Raw genomic sequence first — 2,461 nt, 5'->3', positions numbered from 1 at the left:
CACACTGCGGCGCCGGATCACCGACCTGACCGCCCGCCTCGGCGCGACCAGCCGGTTCCAGGCGGGCGCACAGGCGGTCCGCCGCGGCTGGCTCTGAGCCGATCTAGCAGCCGGTACCCGCAGCGGGGCTCCGGCGCGGGACCCCACCGTTCGGGTCAGCTGCCGGAGCCGGCATGGTCGCCGGGGAGGACACCAAAGGGAGCACCGCCTCCTCTCGCCCGCCGGTAACCGCCGGGAATGGCTCACGGCGTAAGAGGGCGTTTGATTTAGGATGATCGCCCCTTATGCCCTAATAGGTACCTCGCCAGGTGAGTGTGGTCTCGTCCGTTATGCGCTTGGTGAGGTTGTCGATCGAGGCGATGTGGATCATGGCTTCGGAGCTGGCTGGGAGGGCCTCGTAGTCGCGGGCCAGGCGTCGGCGGAGCATGATCCATCCCAGACTTCGCTCGACGACCCAGCGCCTTTTGACGACGTGAAAGCCGCGGATTTCCGGGTTCCTGTTGACGACTTCGACGTCGATTCCGAGGTTGGCGCCATGCTCGATGACGGCGTTCTTGAAGCCGGTGTCGACCCAGGACTTGGATATGGTCGGGTACGTCTTCTTGGCCTGGTCGAGAAGCTTTATTCCTACGGCGTTTTCGGAGAGGCTCGCGGCAGTGACGATCACGGCGAGGAGGAGTCCGAGCGTGTCTGTGATGATGCCTCGCTTCCTGCCGACGATCTTCTTGGCTGCGTCCGTTCCCTGGCTGTTCAGGGGCACGTTGGTGGAGGTCTTCACGCTCTGGGTGTCGATCACGGAGGCGGTCGGCTCGGGCTTGCGCCCCTCCTTCACTCGGGCCAGGCCGGTGAGGTCGTAGTTGAGCTGGGCGAAGATTCCCTCGTCACGCCAGGCTGCGTAGTAGGCGTAGACGGTGCCGTGGTTCGGGAAGTCGTGGGGAAGGTATTTCCAGGGGATTCCCGTGCGGTTGACGTACAAGATTGCGTTGAAGACGTCCCGCAGCTCGACAGAGGCCGGCTGGCCGGTGGGTCTGCGGTCGAGCCGGGCTTTTCGCCAGGCGGATAAGGTCGGCTCGATCAACGCCCACCGGGCGTCGGACAGGTCGCTGGGGTACGGCTTCCGCTCGGTCACGAAGGAGCTCTTACCATCAACGACGTTGTAGATGGCGTTGCTTGACTGGTAGGGCGTTTCTCTGTCATCCACAAACCAGACGGAATCCAAGTGCCAGAAGTGGAGCAAACGGATGCCACGGCTGGCGCGCCGAAATTAACGACAGCGCATATCTGGCGTATAGCCTCCCGAAGCGGGCTGGCCGCAATAACGACGTAGCTGCACAAGGCATACCTAAATGCCCTCTAAGAGGGCGATACGTGAGTCAATGTCCGTTCTGCCGTTGCCTGAACGTGTGGCCTTGCCGCCCGGGGCCGGTCTCCGGGCCGCTGCGGTGCTGAGGTGGCTGCGTGAGCGACCGCAAGCCCTACATGAGCGACCTATCCAACGAACGCTGGGCACTGATCGAGCCCGTGGTCACGGCATGAAAGGCCCAGCACCCCTCCGTCAGCGGCCATGAGGGCCGCTATGAGATGCGAGAGATCGTCAACGCGCTCCTCTACCAGTCTCGAACCGGCTGCCACCACCCCCGGAGGGTGTTGTAGAGGGCGATGCTGGCGCCGATGACCGCAGCGGTCGTCCAGATGTTGAGCTTGGTGTCAACGGTCGGTATCCACCGCACGGCAGCATCCTGCCGCGCCGCTAGGCCTCCCCTCCGCCAGTCGTCGGTCTCTCTCACTCACGTCACTCAGCATGCAGGTCCGGCCGGACCTCCACGGCGTAGACCGCGTCCGCGAGGTCTTCGCCTTCCTCGTCCTCCCAGACGAGGATCAGCACGTGCTTCACGCCGGTGTCGTTCGCCTTCCACTCGCTCACCAGGTCCTTGACGACGAGGGCGGCGACGTACTCGGCCTCGTCGGGTTCTTCGGTGGTGATCGTGCCGCGCCAACGCTCGGGGCCGTCGTAGGGGCGCCAGCCTTCGGAGCCGTGCGGCTCCTCCACCCTGTACACCCAGTCCCTCTCGGTGCCCATGCACCGATCCTGTCACTGCAAGGAGCACCATGCGCCGTATCGGATCGACCCCCGCCGAGCGCGGGGCGTGCGGACAGAACAACAGCTGCCCCGACGTCTTCGAGATGAAGGACGGCAGCTTCTTCGTCATCGGCAAGGTCGTGGGGGAGGAGATGGCGCCGAGCGCCGAGGAGCTGCGCTCGATGGGCGCCTCCATCGGCGCCGACGAGCTGGCGGTCATCCTGCCACGCGAGTGCATGCTGCACGCCGCGAAGCAGCTGGCGGCCGAGGGACTCGTCGTGTAGCAACTGTCAATCCCCTCGAAACGTGGAGGACTTCCCTATGCTGCTCGGTCCTTCTGGTGCGAGCGTGACCGGGCTTCGGTGATGGTTCGTTCGAACT

4 protein-coding genes and 1 pseudogene are annotated in these 2,461 nt (G+C 64.7%); 2 read left to right on the top strand and 3 right to left on the bottom strand.

Going from position 1 to position 2,461, the window contains the following annotated elements:
* Positions 1-289: 289 nt before the first annotated feature.
* Positions 290-1,129, bottom strand: a complete 840-nt coding sequence (locus ACWDA7_RS52010; protein ID WP_450615114.1) for an IS5 family transposase — start codon at positions 1,127-1,129, stop codon at positions 290-292.
* Positions 1,130-1,458: 329 nt separating this feature from the next.
* Here ACWDA7_RS52010 and ACWDA7_RS52005 point away from each other — a divergent pair.
* Positions 1,459-1,629, top strand: a pseudogene (locus ACWDA7_RS52005) (transposase); the annotation flags it as partial.
* Here the strand turns inward: ACWDA7_RS52005 and ACWDA7_RS52000 are convergent.
* Together ACWDA7_RS52000 and ACWDA7_RS51995 are read right to left on the bottom strand one after the other, a co-directional pair.
* A complete protein-coding gene (locus tag ACWDA7_RS52000; protein ID WP_450615116.1) occupies positions 1,608-1,730 on the bottom strand; it encodes a hypothetical protein in 123 nt (40 codons plus the stop codon). The pseudogene ACWDA7_RS52005 and the gene ACWDA7_RS52000 sit on opposite strands and share 22 nt — an antisense overlap.
* A gap of 62 nt (positions 1,731-1,792) precedes the next feature.
* Positions 1,793-2,080 carry a hypothetical protein gene (locus ACWDA7_RS51995; RefSeq protein ID WP_450615112.1) on the bottom strand — a complete coding sequence of 96 codons (288 nt, stop codon included), beginning with the start codon at positions 2,078-2,080 and terminating at the stop codon, positions 1,793-1,795.
* Positions 2,081-2,109: 29 nt separating this feature from the next.
* On the opposite strand from ACWDA7_RS51995, the gene ACWDA7_RS51990 reads away from it, so the two are divergent.
* Positions 2,110-2,364 (top strand): hypothetical protein, encoded by a 255-nt coding sequence (locus ACWDA7_RS51990; protein ID WP_450615111.1) that lies wholly within the window; start codon positions 2,110-2,112, stop codon positions 2,362-2,364.
* Positions 2,365-2,461: the final 97 nt, after the last annotated feature.

The organism is Streptomyces sp. NPDC001156, from assembly GCF_053598275.1.
This window is presented reverse-complemented; position numbering and strand designations above follow the sequence as displayed.

Excerpts from the sequence above, each read along its gene's own strand:
- ACWDA7_RS51990 (WP_450615111.1), top strand. The coding sequence starts at position 2,110 with ATGCGCCGTATCGGATCGACCCCCGCCGAGCGCGGGGCGTGCGGACAG.
- ACWDA7_RS51995 (WP_450615112.1), bottom strand. The coding sequence starts at position 2,080 with ATGGGCACCGAGAGGGACTGGGTGTACAGGGTGGAGGAGCCGCACGGC.